This is a genomic window from Lentzea sp. NPDC059081, from assembly GCF_042738015.1.
Taxonomy (GTDB): Bacteria; Actinomycetota; Actinomycetes; order Mycobacteriales; family Pseudonocardiaceae; genus Lentzea.
This window is the reverse complement of the sequence record NZ_JBHYGW010000010.1, coordinates 1-13,550: the sequence shown is the minus strand read 5'-3', so window position 1 is coordinate 13,550 and position 13,550 is coordinate 1. Positions and strand designations below refer to the sequence as shown.

The 13,550-nt window shown below is 69.5% G+C and carries 14 protein-coding genes; 6 read left to right on the top strand and 8 right to left on the bottom strand.

Annotated elements, in window-relative coordinates; translation table 11 throughout:
• Positions 1-11: 11 nt before the first annotated feature.
• Genes ACFWV3_RS22570 through ACFWV3_RS22550 form a run of 5 tightly spaced genes read right to left on the bottom strand, consistent with a single transcriptional unit; the run spans position 12 to position 5,385 of the window.
• The gene (locus ACFWV3_RS22570) at positions 12-1,112 is read right to left on the bottom strand and encodes a branched-chain amino acid ABC transporter permease (RefSeq protein ID WP_382413391.1); all 1,101 of its coding nucleotides are present in this window, start codon (positions 1,110-1,112) and stop codon (positions 12-14) included.
• The gene (locus ACFWV3_RS22565; protein ID WP_382413390.1) at positions 1,109-1,996 is read right to left on the bottom strand and encodes a branched-chain amino acid ABC transporter permease; all 888 of its coding nucleotides are present in this window, start codon (positions 1,994-1,996) and stop codon (positions 1,109-1,111) included. The genes ACFWV3_RS22570 and ACFWV3_RS22565 overlap by 4 nt, the downstream gene beginning before the upstream one ends.
• Positions 1,989-3,836, bottom strand: a complete 1,848-nt coding sequence (locus ACFWV3_RS22560) for an AMP-dependent synthetase/ligase (protein WP_382413389.1) — start codon at positions 3,834-3,836, stop codon at positions 1,989-1,991. The genes ACFWV3_RS22565 and ACFWV3_RS22560 overlap by 8 nt, the downstream gene beginning before the upstream one ends.
• Positions 3,833-4,615 carry an ABC transporter ATP-binding protein gene (locus ACFWV3_RS22555; protein WP_382413388.1) on the bottom strand — a complete coding sequence of 261 codons (783 nt, stop codon included), beginning with the start codon at positions 4,613-4,615 and terminating at the stop codon, positions 3,833-3,835. Before ACFWV3_RS22555 ends, ACFWV3_RS22560 begins: the two co-directional genes overlap by 4 nt.
• On the bottom strand, positions 4,612-5,385 hold the full coding sequence (locus ACFWV3_RS22550) for an ABC transporter ATP-binding protein (protein ID WP_382413387.1): 774 nt from the start codon (positions 5,383-5,385) through the stop codon (positions 4,612-4,614). The genes ACFWV3_RS22555 and ACFWV3_RS22550 overlap by 4 nt, the downstream gene beginning before the upstream one ends.
• Positions 5,386-5,600: 215 nt before the next feature.
• Here ACFWV3_RS22550 and ACFWV3_RS22545 point away from each other — a divergent pair, with 215 nt between their 5' ends.
• From ACFWV3_RS22545 to ACFWV3_RS22535, 3 genes are read left to right on the top strand one after another with little or no spacing between them, the layout of a single operon-like run.
• Positions 5,601-6,065: an SRPBCC family protein gene (locus tag ACFWV3_RS22545; RefSeq protein ID WP_382413386.1), complete on the top strand. Its 465-nt coding sequence runs from the start codon at positions 5,601-5,603 to the stop codon at positions 6,063-6,065.
• A 13-nt stretch (positions 6,066-6,078) separates the two neighbouring features.
• On the top strand, positions 6,079-6,798 hold the full coding sequence (locus ACFWV3_RS22540) for a SigB/SigF/SigG family RNA polymerase sigma factor (RefSeq protein ID WP_382413385.1): 720 nt from the start codon (positions 6,079-6,081) through the stop codon (positions 6,796-6,798).
• Positions 6,799-6,840: 42 nt separating this feature from the next.
• Positions 6,841-7,266, top strand: a complete 426-nt coding sequence (locus tag ACFWV3_RS22535) for a DUF4383 domain-containing protein (protein ID WP_382413384.1) — start codon at positions 6,841-6,843, stop codon at positions 7,264-7,266.
• Here the strand turns inward: ACFWV3_RS22535 and ACFWV3_RS22530 are convergent.
• Positions 7,253-8,176, bottom strand: coding sequence for a DNA topoisomerase IB (locus tag ACFWV3_RS22530; RefSeq protein ID WP_382413383.1), 924 nt, complete (start codon positions 8,174-8,176; stop codon positions 7,253-7,255). The two genes, ACFWV3_RS22535 and ACFWV3_RS22530, sit on opposite strands and share 14 nt — an antisense overlap.
• A gap of 49 nt (positions 8,177-8,225) precedes the next feature.
• Here ACFWV3_RS22530 and ACFWV3_RS22525 point away from each other — a divergent pair, with 49 nt between their 5' ends.
• The 3 genes from ACFWV3_RS22525 to ACFWV3_RS22515 are packed head-to-tail and all read left to right on the top strand — an operon-like array spanning position 8,226 to position 10,445.
• Positions 8,226-9,293, top strand: coding sequence for a glutamate--cysteine ligase (locus ACFWV3_RS22525; RefSeq protein WP_382413382.1), 1,068 nt, complete (start codon positions 8,226-8,228; stop codon positions 9,291-9,293).
• Positions 9,293-10,063, top strand: a complete 771-nt coding sequence (locus tag ACFWV3_RS22520; RefSeq protein ID WP_382413381.1) for an iron-containing redox enzyme family protein — start codon at positions 9,293-9,295, stop codon at positions 10,061-10,063. Before ACFWV3_RS22525 ends, ACFWV3_RS22520 begins: the two co-directional genes overlap by 1 nt.
• Before the next feature lie 19 nt (positions 10,064-10,082).
• On the top strand, positions 10,083-10,445 hold the full coding sequence (locus ACFWV3_RS22515; protein ID WP_382413380.1) for an STAS domain-containing protein: 363 nt from the start codon (positions 10,083-10,085) through the stop codon (positions 10,443-10,445).
• A gap of 42 nt (positions 10,446-10,487) precedes the next feature.
• Here ACFWV3_RS22515 and ACFWV3_RS22510 read toward each other — a convergent pair whose 3' ends face one another.
• Together ACFWV3_RS22510 and ACFWV3_RS22505 are read right to left on the bottom strand one after the other, a co-directional pair.
• Positions 10,488-10,934: a nucleoside deaminase gene (locus ACFWV3_RS22510; protein ID WP_382413379.1), complete on the bottom strand. Its 447-nt coding sequence runs from the start codon at positions 10,932-10,934 to the stop codon at positions 10,488-10,490.
• A 10-nt stretch (positions 10,935-10,944) separates the two neighbouring features.
• Positions 10,945-13,269 carry an immune inhibitor A domain-containing protein gene (locus ACFWV3_RS22505; protein ID WP_382413378.1) on the bottom strand — a complete coding sequence of 775 codons (2,325 nt, stop codon included), beginning with the start codon at positions 13,267-13,269 and terminating at the stop codon, positions 10,945-10,947.
• Positions 13,270-13,550: the final 281 nt, after the last annotated feature.

Below are 13,550 nucleotides of genomic sequence, written 5' to 3'. Positions count from 1 at the left end.
AGTCTCTCTCCTCAGTACGAGAACGGCCAGGTGCGCCAGTAGTTGCGGACGCGGACCCAGATGCCGAACAGACCGCGTGGCTCGACGATGAGGAACACGATGATGAGCACGCCGTAGAGCACGGCCTCCACCTGGAAGACCGTGATCGCGCCGGTCGCGTCACCGCTGATGAACGGCAGCACCGCGGGCAGCTCCCGAGTGATGCGTGGCAGCAGAGTGATGAAGAGAGCGCCCATGACCGCTCCCGAGATGGTGCCCGCGCCACCGATGAGCACCATCGCGATGTACTGCACTGACAACAGCAGGTTGAACGAACCGGGGTCGAAGAACCCGTTCACCACGAACAACAACGCGCCCGCGACCCCCGCGTAGAACGACGACACCGCGAACGCCAGCACCTTGTACCGGGTGAGGTCCACGCCGATCACCGACGCCGCCAGGTCGCGGTCCCGCACCGCCGCGAACGCCCGGCCGACGCGCGACCGCACGAGGTTGCGCGCCAGCACGCCGAAGATCACCAGCAGCACGAACATGACCAGGTAGAGCTGTTGTGCCGCGGTGAACAGGGCGTTGTCCCGGTCGAGCCGCACACCGAAGAGCTCGGGGACCGCGGCGGGACGGCCGACGCCGGGACCGCCGGTGAGCGACGTCCACTCCCGGAACACGTGCTCTCCCAGGAAGACCAGCCCCAGTGTCACGATCGCGAGGTAGAGACCGCGCAACCGCACCGCCACCGGTGCCACCAGCACGCCGAAGAACGCGGCCACCAGACCCGAGGCCAGCAGCCAGATCGGCAGCGACGTGATGCCGAAACCGATCACCCGCCCGGTCTCCGGCCCGGACAGCGCCGCACCCGTGTAGGCACCGATCGCGAGGAAGAACGCGTGGCCCAGCGAGACCTGGCCCGCGTACCCCGTGACGATGTTGAGCCCGATCGCGCCGATCGCCGCCACGAACCCGGTCGCGAGCAGCTGCAGCAGGTCGTCGGTGATGAGGAACGGGACCAGCAGCGCGAAGACGACGAGACCGCCCGTCCACGCGCGTTTCGGCCGCGTGTTCAGGAACGCCATGTCCTGCGCGTAGGAGGTGTACAGCTCCGGACGACCCTTCACAGCCGTTCCACCTCCCGCTTGCCGAACAACCCGTACGGTCTGACCAGCAGGACGAGCAGCATCAGCGCGTACGGCGCGACCAGCCCGAAGTTCGGCCCGAGCCACGGCGCGAAGTCGCCCTGGTAGGTGCCGAAGAGCGACTCGACGACCCCGACCGCGAGCCCGCCCACCACCGCGCCGCCCAACGACTCCAGCCCGCCGAGGATGATCGCGGGCAACGCCTTCAGCGCCACGATCCACAGCTGCTGGTCGACCCCGGCGCCGGTCGCCACGAACACGCCCGCCAACGCCGCGAGCCCGCCGGCCAGCGCCCACGACAGCGCGAACACCGAGCCGACCGAGATCCCCTGGGCCAGCGCGACTTCCTGGTCGTGGGCGACCGCGCGCATCGCGAGCCCCATCCGCGAGTACCGGAAGAACGCGAACAGCGCGACCGTCACGACGGCGGTGGTCGCGATCATCACCAGGTACCGCTGCTGCACCTCGACGCCCAGGAACCCGACGGTGTCGAGGCCCCACGGGTCGCCGACCTGCCGCACGTCGAGGCCGATGAACGCGTTGGTCACCACCCGGACCACGACGTCCACGCCGATGGTGATGATCGCGACGACGAACACCGGCTTGCCGACCATGGGCCGCAGCACCGTGCGTTCGACGCCCAGCGCCAGCACCGCGATCACCACGGCGGCGACCAGCACCGCGCCGAAGAACGACACGGCGGGTGCCAGGTACGAGACCAGCACCGCGCCCGCCAGCATGAACGCCGGCTGCGCGAAGCTGATCACCTGCGTCGACTTGTAGATGATCACGAAGCCGAGCGCGAGCAGCGCGTAGATCGACCCGGTGCCGAGACCGCGGACCAGCGACTGCAGGAGCTCATCCACGGGACCCACCCCCGTACATGGAGTCCACGAGCTCGCCGAACATCTTGCCCAGCGCGGACCTCTTCACCTTCTGGGTCGCGGTGAGCTCGCCGTCCTCGTGGTCCAGCTCCTTCGGGAACATCCGGAACTTCTTGATCTGCTCGACCTGGGCGAACTTCTCGTTCACCTCGGTCACGAGGGTCTGCACCAGCTCCAGCACCTCCGCCTTCTCCGACAGGTCGCGGTAGGTGGTGTAGGTGATCTTGCGCTGCCGCGCCCAGTGCCCGACCGTCTCGTACTCGATGCCGATCAACGCCACCAGGTACGCCCGCTGGTCGCCGATCACCACGGCTTCCTTGACGTACGGGGAGGTCTTCAGCGCGTTCTCGAGCTCCGACGGCGCGATGTTCTTGCCGCCCGCGGTGATGATGATGTCCTTCATCCGGTCGGTGATCTTCACGTGCGTGCCGTCGACCCACTCGCCGACGTCGCCGGTGTGCAGCCACCCGTCGGTCAGCACCCGCGCCGTGGCGTCGGGATCGCGCCAGTAGCCGGAGAACGTGCCGCCGTGCCTCGTCAGGATCTCGCCGGTCTCGGAGTCGATCCGCAGCTCGGTGCCGGGCTGCGGTTCGCCGACCGTGCCGAGCTTGACCCGTCCCGGCCGGTTTCCCGTTGCCACGGCGGTGTTCTCGGTCATGCCGTAGACCTCGTGCATCGGCACCCCGATGCCCATGAAGAACCTCAGCACGTCCGGCGCGATCGGGGCGGCACCGGACGCGGCGTACCGCACGTGCCGCATGCCGATCCGCGTCTTCAGCGCGCGAAAGCAGAACAGCCAGCCCAGCGCGTAGACGAGCCTGCTCCGCCCGGTGTGCACACCGCCGGTGCGCACGAGCGTCTCGCCGACGCTTTCCGCCTGCCGCAACCAGAACCGCGTCACCGCACGCTTGATCCACCCGGCGCTGGACACGCTGATCATGACGCCCGCCAGCACCTTCTCCCAGATCCGCGGGACGCCGAAGAGGATCGTGGGCTGAACCTCGCGCAGGTTCGCCTGCACGGTCTCGATCGACTCGGCGAAGTGGACCTGCACGCCGCTGGCCGCGCTGAACCACGTCGTGAAGATCCGCTCGGCGACGTGGCACAACGGCAGGTAGGACAGCGTGACGTCGGCGGACGACGGTGGTGGCGAAGTGAAACCACCGCCGTCCACCAGCACGTGGACGGCGAACTCGACGTTCGCCACGGTGAGCATCGCGCCCTTCGGCGGCCCGGTGGTGCCCGAGGTGTAGATCAACGTCATGACGTCGTCCGGCGTCGTCCCCGCCATCCGGGCGGCCAGCTCGCCGCCGCACGTGTCGCGGTGCCGCGCGCCCAGCGCCAGGAAGTCGTCCCAGGACATGAGCTTCGGGTTGCCGTAGCGTCCTTTGATGCCACGGGGTTCGACGTAGACGATCCACTCCAGGCCGGGCACGTCCTCCAGCACGGCGAGCGCCTTGTCGACCTGTTCCTGGTCCTCGGCGACGAGGACCCGCGCGCCCGAGTGGGACAGCAGGTACGCGACCTCGGACGGCGGGTTCGTCGGGTACAGCCCGACCGTGACGCCGCGCGCCGCGACGATCCCCAGGTCGGCGTAGAGCCACTCGCGCCGGTTCTCGGAGTGGACCGCCACCCGGTCGCCCGGTTCGAGTCCCAGCGCGAGCAGGGCGTTGCCGACGAGTTCGACGTTCGACCAGTAGGCCGCCCAGCTGACCTCCTGCCAGATGCCGAAGTCCTTGGCGCGCAACGCGATCCCGCCAGGTGTGGCGACGGCTCTGTCCTTCACCCTGGTGACCACGGTCGTGATCGTCTCCACGGTCATGAGGCGACGCTCCGATGCTGTTCGCCGAGGTAGGCGCGGATGACGTCCGGGTCCCGCTGGACCTCGGCCGGCGTGCCGGTGCGGATCGGGCGGCCGAAGTCCACGACCATCACGCGGTCCGCGAGGTCCATGACCAGGCCCATGTCGTGCTCGACCATGATCATCGGGATGGCCAGCTCCTCGCGGACGTCGAGGACGTACCGGGCCATGTCCTCGGTCTCCTCGGCGTTCATGCCCGCCACCGGCTCGTCGAGCAGGAGCAGCTTCGGTTCCATCGCGAGCGCCCTGCCCAGCTCGACGCGCTTCTGCACGCCGTAGGGCAGCAGGCCGACGGGGAACCGGCGCCACTGCTCCAGTTCGAGGAAGTCGATGACGTCCTCGACCGCCGCCCGGTTCGCCAGCTCCTCGCGCCGGGCCCTGCCGAGCCAGAGGAACGCCGACAGCGCGCCGTGCCGCATGTGGTTGTGGCGGCCCAGCATCAGGTTGTCGAGGACGGTGAGCTGGGAGAACAGCTCGATGTTCTGGAACGTGCGGGCCATGCCGAGCGCGGCGATCCGGTGCGGGCGCATGCCGATCAGGTCCTCGCCGGCGAACCGCACGGTCCCCTGCTGCGGCCGGTAGACGCCGCTGAGGACGTTGAAGATCGACGTCTTGCCCGCGCCGTTCGGGCCGATGACGGCGAAGAGCTCGCCCGCCTCGACGCTGAACGACACCCCGTCGACGGCCACCACGCCGTCGAAGGCGAGCCGGACGTCGGTGACTTCCAGGACCGCGCTCACGACAGCCACCGCTTCCTGCGCTTGTAGTGCTTGACCGCACGGAACGAAGAGGTGCCGAGGCCGAGGTAGAACTCGCGGATGTCGTCGTCGGCGAGGAGTGCCGCCGCGGGTTTGTCCATGACGACCTTGCCGGTCTCGAGGACGTAGCCGTGGTCGGCGATGGACAGCGCCATGCCGGCGTTCTGCTCGACCAGCAGGACCGTGGTGCCCTGTTCGTTGATCTTCACGACGAGGTCGCGGATCTGCTGCACGAGCAACGGCGCGAGGCCGAGGCTGGGTTCGTCCAGCAGCAGGTAGGAGGGTTCGGACATGAGCGCCCTGCCGATCGAGAGCATCTGCTGCTCGCCGCCGGACAGGTAGCCGGCGCTCTGTCTTCGGCGTTCCAGCAGCCGCGGGAAGAGCTCGTAACAGCGGTCGAGGTTGGACCGGAGGGTCTTCGGGCGGGCGTGGCCGCCGACCTTCAGGTTCTCCTCGACGGTGAGCTCGGACAGGATCCGGCGCCCCTCGAGCGCCTGCTTGACGCCCCTGTCGGCGATCTTCGCCGGTGAGAGGCGGTGGATCGGTTCACCGTCGAGGGTGACGGACCCCCTGGTGACCTTGCCGTCGTGCACGCCGAGGAGCCCGCCGAAGGCCCTCAGCAGGGTGGTCTTCCCCGCCCCGTTCGCTCCGAGCAGGGCTACGACCTGGCCTTTCGGCACCCGCAGGCTCACGCCCCGCAGCACCAGCATGACGTCGTCGTAGACCACCTCAAGGTTGTTCGCCTCGAGCACCAGCGCCTCCTCGAGCCGGTTGCATACCGAGCAGTATGCCGGTGATGAGACGTGGATCACAGAGCGATTTGCCCACCGTGGGCGATTTCGTGATGCGCGGATGGCGAGTGGTCCACCACTCAGCGTGACTGTCCTCAGTGGACAGATGTCGCAGGTGTAACAGCGCGTGACGCGGGTACTCCGTTTCCGACACCGAAAACCAAGGAGGAGGTTTCGTGACCACCATTGAGAAGACGGTGGACGTCCAGGTGCCCGTGAGCACGGCGTACAACCAGTGGACCCAGTTCGAATCCTTCCCGGCGTTCATGGACGGCGTCGAGAAGATCGACCAGCTCACGCCCACCAGGACCCACTGGACCACGAAGATCGGCGGGGTCGTCCGCGAGTTCGACGCCGAGATCACCGAGCAGCACCCGGACGAGCGTGTCGCGTGGACCACGGTCGAGGGCCCGCCGCAGGGCGGTGTGGTCACCTTCCACCGCCTGGACAACGACACGACCCGGGTCCACCTGCAGATGGAGTACGACCCCGAGACCCTCACCGAGAAGGCGGGTGCCGCGCTGGGCGTGGTCGGCCACCGGATCGAGGGAGACCTCAAGCGGTTCAAGGAGTTCATCGAGAACCGCGGCACCGAGACCGGCGCGTGGCGTGGCGACGTGACGCCACCGCCCCAGGTCTGATCGCCGGTGCGCGTTGACGCCAGACCAGCACGCGGCGTTCGAGGACCTCGCCCGCACCGGCCGTGACACGCCGCGGTACTACGCGATGCGTGACCGGCTGGTGCGCGAGTACCTCCCGCTCGCCCGGCACATCGCCCGCCGCTTCAGCGAACGCGGCGAGCCCATGGAAGATCTCGCGCAGGTGGCGGCGGTCGGCCTGATCAACGCCATCGACCGGTTCGACGTGGGCAGGCAGACGGACTTCCTGTCCTACGCCGTGCCCACGATCACCGGCGAGGTGCGGCGTCACTTCCGGGACCAGTGCTGGGCGGTGCGGGTGCCCCGCAGGTTGAAGGAGCTGTGCGACGCGATCGACGGAGCCACCGCCGAGCTGTCGCACCGGACCGGGCGGTCTCCCACTCCCTCCGAGATCGCCCGGCACCTCGGGGTGTCGCTGACCGACGTCTACGAGGGCCTGCGCGTGGAGTCCAACGTGTCCTTCGCGCCGCTCGACACCCTCGAGAGCTCGACGGTCGACGACCCCGCGCTGGAGGGGGTCGAGATCCACGAGGCCCTGCAGCCGATGCTGCGAGGCCTTCCCCGGCGCGAGCGGACCATCGTGGTCCTGCGGTTCTTCGGCCGGCTGACCCAGACGGAGATCGCGCGGCGCGTGGGGATCTCGCAGATGCACGTCTCGCGGCTGCTCACCAAGTCACTGGAGCAACTCCGCCACGACCTGCTGGCGGAGGAGTGAAATGGAAGAGCGGGGATGTCCGGTTCCGGCGATACTGACCCCATGACCCGGTTGCGGTGGCCGCAGAAGCTCGCGATCGGCACTGGCGCGCTGCTCGTCGTCTGGGGGATCGCGGGGTTCCTCGTCACCGGGTTCTCCGGCTTCGCCGGCCAGGCCGACACGTGGGTGGCCGGCCTGCGCGTGAACCCGTTGCAGAACACCCTTCACGTCGTCTTCGGCGCCGCGCTGCTGCTCGCGTTCCCGCGGCTGAAGGCGCTGAGCGGCACCGGGCTGCTGGTAGCGCTGGCGTCCCTCGTGACGTTCGGGTTCGGCATGGCCCGCTACGACGAGCAGGTCGTCAACTTCCTCAACGTCAACCCCGGCAGCAACGCGCTGCACCTGGTCGCGGGCTTCGCCGCACTGGCGGCGGCCCAGGGCGCCGCCTGGTGCCGCCAGTGCGACCGCGTCGCCGTGGTCAAGCCCGCCTGAGGAACCTCAGCACCGCCCGCTCCGGGTCGCCGCCGCCGATGACCTCGCCCTTCTCGAAGGCGTCGACCAGGCGCGGGTCCACGTAGGACTTCCGCGCCACGGCGGGCGTGTTGCCGAGGTGCCCGGCCACCTCCTTCATCACCGCGCTGACCGCCCGCTTCGACGGCTTGCCGCGGTCCGCCAGCTCGTGGGCGAACGCCTCGGCGGCCCGGACGGTGGCGTGCCAGGTCCGCAGGTCCTTCGCGCTGAACTCGGCGCCGACCAGCTCCCGGAAGCGCTCGTTCACGTCGTCGGCGGTGATGTCGAAGACGCGGCAGTCCGGCGTGCGGTCCTTGAGCAGCGACCGCACCGCCCGCGCGAGCTGCGGGTCGGTGAGCTCCTCGTCGACCTCGACGCCGTGCTTGGCGGGGAAGCGGAACCGGACCTTGTCGCCGCGCACGCTCAGGTGCTCGCACAGCAGGGTCGCGACGCCGTGGGTGCCGTTGTCCTCCGCGTACTGCTCGTGGCCGACGCGGAAGACGCCGAGGTCGAGCATCCGCAACGCGATGGCGAGCAACCGCTTGCGCCCGCGCGTCCTCATGTCCGCGACGATCTGCTCGCGGAACTTCCCGAGCTTCGGCGCGAGCTTCAGGACGCGGTCGAACTTCTCCGCGTCCCGGTCGGTGCGCCACTTGTCGTGGTAGAGGTACTGGCGTCTGCCCGCGTCGTCGTACCCGACGGCCTGGATGTGGCCGTTGGGGTGCGGGGAGATCCACACCTCGCGCCACGCGGGTGGGATGACCAGCGCTTTCACCCGCGTGATGTCCTCCGCGGTGAGGGTCTGGCCCCCCGCGGAGAGGTAGCGGAAGCCCTTGCCCTGGCGGCGTCGGGTCCAGCCCGGTCCCGCCGGGTCGCTGCGGCGCAGTCTCATGTGGTCACTCCGGGATTGATCAGGTTGGGGTCCGGGTACCCGCGATTCGATGAACGACTACACGGTCGGGGTGGAGCAGGAGTTCCTGCTGGTCGACCCCGCCACCCGACGACCCGTGCCGCTCGCCCCGCAGGTGCGTTCCCTCGCGCACGCGCCCGGTGACCTCGACGTCCAGGGCGAGCTGACGCCGTTCCAGATCGAGATCGCCACGGGTGTCACGTCGTCGTTCGAGGAGCTGGACGAGCAGGTGCGCCGCGGCCGCCGGGTGCTCGTGGACGCCGCCGGCGAGGCGGGCTGCCGGCTCGTGGCCGCGGGCATGCCGCCGATCGGCGAGGCGGGACCACCGCCCGGATCGGACGACCCGCGCTATCACCGGATCGAGCACTCCCACCGGCGGCTCGTCGCCGGCCAGGGCTCCTGCGGGCTGCACGTGCACGTCGGCGTCCCCTCGAAGGCCGAGGCGCTGGCCGCGTCGAACAAGGTGCGGGCGTGGCTGCCGACGTTGCTGGCGCTGAGCGCGAACTCCGCCTGGGCGGGCGGCGAGGACACCGGCTACGCGAGCTGGCGCTGGATGGTGTGGTCGCGCTGGCCGGTGAGCGGACCGCCGCCGCACTGGGACTCCCCCGAGCACTACGACGGCACGGTCGACGCCCTGATCAACTCGCAGGCGCTGATCGACAGGGCGATGGTCTACTGGGACGTGCGCCCGTCGGACGAGCACCCGACCGTCGAGGTCCGCGTCGCCGACATCCCCCAGCTGGCAACGGAAGTCTCCGTCCTCGCCGAGCTCGTCCGCGCCCTCGTCGCGACCGGACCCTCCGAACAGCGGGCGGACGACTCCGTGCTGCGAGCGGCATGTTGGCGGGCGTCGCGCGACGGGGTCGACGGGCTGGCCGCCGATCCGGACACCGGACAGCTCTCCCCCGCGTTCGACCGGGCGGTGGCCCTCGTGCGGCACGTCGAGGCCGCTCTGCGCGAGCGCGGCACACTGTCTACTGTGGAGCGGCAGATCGACTGGTTGCGCCACAACGGCTGCGGTGCCGCCCGCCAGCGACGCTGCCCGGACCCCGAGTCCCTCGTGGACGAGCTGATCGCCCGAACGCGTGAGGAAACCTGATGCGCCTGCCCGCTCCCCGCGGCCACATGAGCTCCGCTCTGGTCGCGTCCCTGCGCGTGCCCCCGCCGGCGCGCCCCGCCCTGCTCGTCAGCGGCGGCACCAGGGACGAGTGGGACGACGACGACCTGCTGCTGTCGCTGTGGGTCTGCTACGAGCTGCGGATGCGCGGCTTCGACGACGTCGCGCCCGGATGGGAGGGCCACCCGGCGCTGGCCCAGTTCCACGCGGCGCTGGAGGCCCGCTGGGAGGCCGGCCTGCGCACGCTGGCCGAGACGACGTCCCCGGCCGCCCTGTCCCCCGAGGGCACCGCCGAGCTGCGCCGCCACCACGCGTTCTGGCAGCCGCGCCGGGAGATGCGCTCGGCGCTGCGGGACTTCCAGGGCGGCGCGTACGGCGCCCGTTCCTCCGAGCGCACCCATTCGGTGCTGTTCACGGTGACGCTGCGCGACCTCGACCCTGCCGTCGGCGTGGACGAGATGCCCGGCCCGACGCTGGCGCTCGCGAACGCGCTGTCGTTGTTCGGCTTCCACCGCCGGCTGGTCGGCGCCCTGGTCGGGTTCCTGACCGCGGTGGACACGATCGGTGGAGATCCGTTCGCCCAGCTGCTGCCCGTGCACTGCCCTCCGGACGACGTCCGCCTCGGCTTCACGGTGTGCCACGAGCTGCACGCCCGCCTCACCCAGCACGTCCACGCGTCCCTGAGGACCGGTCGCACGTCGCTGAGGGGCCGTTGGCCGGTCTCGCACGGTCGTATTAACGTGGGGTGTTGACTTCTTGAAGGGAGAGAGCGTGCACGACCCCTCCGCTCTGGCGTCCGTGGTCGCCGACCGGCTCGCGCCCGACGTCGTCGTGCTGCGCGTGTCCGGCGAGCTCGACACCACGAGCAGCAGCGAGCTGACCGGTCCCCTGGAGAGCCACCTGGTGGAGGCGAACCGCGCGGTCGTCGTCGACCTCGGCGGTGTGCGGTTCCTCGGCTCGGCGGGCCTCGAGGCCCTGGTCCTGGGGCAGCAGCGCGCGTCCAGGGTCGGGGTGGACTTCGTCGTGGTGGCGTCGGCCCGTGCCGCGTTGCGCCCGATCGAGGCGACGGGGCTCGACGCGGTGTTCACGATCCTGGGGTCGGTGGACCAGGCGGCGGAGCGCTACACCGGGTAGGGCCCCACCCAGCCCGTCAGTCCTGGCCGTCAGTCCAGCCCGTCAGTCCTGGCCGATGTCCTCGTACCAGAGCTCGGGGCGTTCGGCGATGAACGTCGTCATCAGCTCGACCAGCGCCGGGTCCTCGACGACGGTGATGCCGACGCCGTGCTCGGCCAGCCAGTCGTGGCCGCCGTGGAACGTCGTGGCCTCGCCGATCAGCACGTTCGAGATGCCGAACTGGCGCACCAGACCGCTGCAGTACCAGCACGGCGACAGCGTCGTGACCATGGTCGTGCCGCGGTAGCTGCGCTGCCGCCCGGCGTTGCGGAAGGCCGAGGTCTCGGCGTGCATGGACGCGTCGCCGTCCTGCACGCGCCGGTTGTGGCCCCGGCCCAGCAGAGCGCCGTCGCCGTCGAAGAGCGCGGCACCGATCGGGATCCCGCCCTCGGCGAGTCCCGACCGCGCCTCTTCGACGGCGACGGCGAGCATGTCTTCAGCGGAAGTCATGCACCTCAAACTACTTCGTCTTGAACAACTTCACCGTCATCGACGTGCCGTTCTGCCGCAGCACCTTCAAGCCCACGCCGACGGCCGGCAGCTTGACGCCCGCGCCCGGCTGCTCGGCGAACCAGAACTGCTTGGTGTCGTCGAACGTCGGCTGGGCAGCCGCGCCGCGGACGTAGGACGCCTTGCCGTTGACGTGCAACGTGAAGGAGTCCGACTTCTGCAGCCCGAACGGCGCGTCGTAGCCGCTGACGGTGACCGACCAGCGCTGACCCTCCAGGTTGTAGAGCGGCGCCGGGTTGGCGTCGATCGGGAGGATCAGGCCCTCACCGGGGTGCTCGCTCGTGTTGTTGTCGAAGTAGCTGGTGTTCCACAACGAGACGAGCAGGCCGTCCTGGTACGGGAAGTGCTCCACGAAGTCGGGCTTGTCCGGGAAGCTGTAGCGGTACGGGCCGGTCTGGTTGTACTTGCCGTACGACTCGTAGGTGCGGTTCGACGCGATGTAGAACTGGTCGAACGTCTTGGTCTCCTTGCCCGCGGTCGTGCGGAACCCGCGCGTGGCCCACGGCCCGGTGGTCTCGGCGCCGTCCGTCAGCACGGCCGCGCCGTCGGCGGTCACGGTGATCTGGTCGGCGAAGAAGCCGTCCAGCACGTAGGCGCCATCGGTCCGGTACGCGATGCGGAGCTTGGTGTTCTTGCCCGCGTAGGCGTCGAGGTTGACGCTCAGGTCGACCCACTGCCCGCCGGAGGACGAGCTGAGCGCCGGCGCGTCGGCGGAGTCGCGCTGGAACGGCTGCCCGTTCGCGACGCCGTCGAGCTGCGTCCAGCTGCCGTCCTCGTTGGCCGCCTCGACGTAGAGGTAGTCGTAGTCGACCTCGATGTCGTAGCGGGCCTTCATGGTGAGCGACGCCGTGGTCTTGCCGCGCAGGTCGAGCGGCGCGGTCATGGAGTTGTCGAGGTCGTTGCCCTTCTCGCTCCACCACATCTTCGAGCCGGCGAAGGGCGTGCCGTAGTCGAACGACTTGGAGATGTCGGGCAGCACGACGACGAGCCCCTGGGCCTTGGCCGAGTTGTACTCGTGCGGGCCGAGCTCGAACACCTTCTCCTGACCGGCGACCGCGACCTCGTAGTCGAGCCAGCCGAGCTGCAGCTTGTCCCACGCGGAGAACTCGTTGGCGCGCTCACCGGGAGCCTCGCCCGGCGCGTTCACCCGGTTCTGCGCCATGATCGACCACCAGTTGACGCCGTTCGTGCCGCCGTTGGTGTCGTAGTGGTCCGGCAGGCCGAGGTCGTGGCCGAACTCGTGCGCGAAGACGCTGACGCCGCCGTTCTCGGGCTGCACGGTGTAGTCGCCGACCCAGACACCGGTGTCACCGATCTGCGCGCCGCCGAGCTTGTTGGTGCCGGGACCGGTCGAGTAGTTCTTGAACGCGTAGCCGCGGTGGCTCCACAGCGCGTCCTCGCCCTGCAACGGGTCCCCGTCGGCCTGGTCGCCACCGGCGTGCACGATCTGGAAGTGGTCGATGTAGCCGTCGGGCTCGTTGAAGTCGCCGTCGGCGTCGTAGTCGTAGCGGTCCCACTGGTCGTACTCGGCGAGCGTCGCCTTGATCTGCGCGGTGGTCTTGCCGGCGGCCTGCTGGTCCGCGACCCACTGCGTGACGGCGTCCTTGATCAGCTCACGGGAGTTGTTGCAGATGTTGTCGTTGCACGGGTAGCCGTTGCTGCGGCCGTAGCGCGCCTCGTTGTACTTGACCTTCACCCAGTCCGTGACGAGACCGTTGACCGTGTAGCGACCACTGGACTGCTTGTCGTAGAAGTTCGCGACGGAGTTGGCGTCCTTCTTGCGGGAGAAGTACAGGTCCTGGAAGTACTGGCGGCTGAAGTCGGGGCGCCAGATCGTCGTGTTGTCCTTCGAGCGGTCCGGCTCGGGAATCTGGTTGTGCGTCGGCCCGTCGAACCGCTGCGGCCCCGGCGTGTTCGGGGCGGTGTCGCGGTCGGGGTAGTCGGGGTGCCGCTCGTTGCCGAACTCCGCCAGGATCACGAAGATCTTGTCGGTCTTCTCGCGCTTCAGCTCGACGTACTGGTCCTTGTTCTGCTTCTTGCCGACCTTGGCGACGGTGCTGGTGCCGCGCTTCTCGGTCTTGGTGGTGCCGGTCAGCACGTCGGCCAGCGCCTGCTGCTTGAGCGCGCGGCGCTTGACCTCCAGCTCGTGCGGCTGCTCGTCGGACTGCTGCCGCACCTGCGGGTCGGGCTGCGCGGGCGGCGTCGCCGTGGCCGGTGTGACCAGGCCGGTGGTGATGAGCGCGAGCGCCGCGGCACCCGCCAGAACTCTTCGCACTGTGTGTCCCCTCTCGAAATCCCGAGGGGACGGTACGTAGCGGCCGGGTGGCTCGACACGTCCGAAAGTCTGGTGTGTGGGGTTCTTGGGGGTGCGGTGGTCCGGTTTTGTCGTTTGGTTCCTGTTTCGTGCGCGGGGCTCTGCCCCGGACCCCGCCAACTGATCAAAGACCGGCCAGCGCCGCGGGCGGGTTGATGGCACGCCTGTTGCTTTGGGCGGCTTGCTGTTGCGTAGGTGGGGCGCGATTCCGTGGGGTGGTCCCGTCACGAGCAGTGCTCGAT

Coding starts and splice junctions, on each gene's coding strand:
- ACFWV3_RS22560 (WP_382413389.1), bottom strand. CDS start 3,836: ATGACCGTGGAGACGATCACGACCGTGGTCACCAGGGTGAAGGACAGA.
- ACFWV3_RS22535 (WP_382413384.1), top strand. CDS start 6,841: ATGACCCGGTTGCGGTGGCCGCAGAAGCTCGCGATCGGCACTGGCGCG.
- ACFWV3_RS22530 (WP_382413383.1), bottom strand. CDS start 8,176: ATGAGACTGCGCCGCAGCGACCCGGCGGGACCGGGCTGGACCCGACGC.
- ACFWV3_RS22525 (WP_382413382.1), top strand. CDS start 8,226: ATGAACGACTACACGGTCGGGGTGGAGCAGGAGTTCCTGCTGGTCGAC.
- ACFWV3_RS22520 (WP_382413381.1), top strand. CDS start 9,293: ATGCGCCTGCCCGCTCCCCGCGGCCACATGAGCTCCGCTCTGGTCGCG.
- ACFWV3_RS22510 (WP_382413379.1), bottom strand. CDS start 10,934: ATGACTTCCGCTGAAGACATGCTCGCCGTCGCCGTCGAAGAGGCGCGG.